This is a genomic window from Escherichia sp. WS1450 (assembly GCF_046487395.1).
Classification (GTDB): Bacteria; Pseudomonadota; Gammaproteobacteria; order Enterobacterales; family Enterobacteriaceae; genus Escherichia; species Escherichia coli.
Map to the genome: position 1 here is coordinate 1 of NZ_JBJQJO010000144.1, position 726 is coordinate 726.

General features: G+C 42.4%; 1 protein-coding gene. It reads right to left on the reverse strand.

Features of this window, described 5'->3' with window-relative positions; translation table 11 throughout:
• Positions 1–496: 496 nt before the first annotated feature.
• A partial coding sequence (locus ACJHYR_RS27990) for a hypothetical protein (RefSeq protein ID WP_410233224.1) occupies positions 497–726 on the reverse strand: 230 nt, incomplete at its 5' end.

Below are 726 nucleotides of genomic sequence, written 5' to 3' on the forward strand. Positions count from 1 at the left end.
CATAGCTTCACTGGATTCCCGGTATGAGTAACTTTTATTAACGATAAGCCAGGCTATTTGTGCATTGGTGTTGAGGTGAGAATAGCACCAGTCAGGTGAGCAGATTATAATATTACGAGACTTAAGCACCTCTGTAGCTCCCATGGTCTGATAGTTTCTCCCGTATACCGCTCATGCAACTCCCGCATTAAAATATACTGTTCCTTCCGGATAATTACGTTAAAATATACACCTGCGTGCATCTGTGTCAGACTCCGTTAGATACCAGCGTACATTGTAAACATGCCGGATGCACGCAATACAATAATCGGTCTTTTCGGAGTTATAGTCACCAGGCTGGCATCCCGTAAATATGTATCAGGTAGCAATTCAGGAAGCGAACAAAAGCGCCTGGAGAAGGTTATCTCTGATAATAATTTACATGAAATGTCTCCTTTATTCTTCGCGAATAAGGCCTTCAGTGTTCTCCCCTTTTCAGCAATTCTTACCGTAGTAATCACTCCTGCCTGTGTATAACACGAGAATTGCCAGAGTTTAACGTTTCGGTATCGTTATCCTGCATGATGTTGAACAGAACCGGGCGTGAATTCTGCGCCAGAATTTCCTTTCGAGGAACTAGACTGGCCCCCTGAATCTCCAGACAACCAATATCACTTAAATAAGTGATAGTCTTAATACTAGTTTTTAGACTAGTCATTGGAGAGCAGATGATTGATGTCTTAGGAC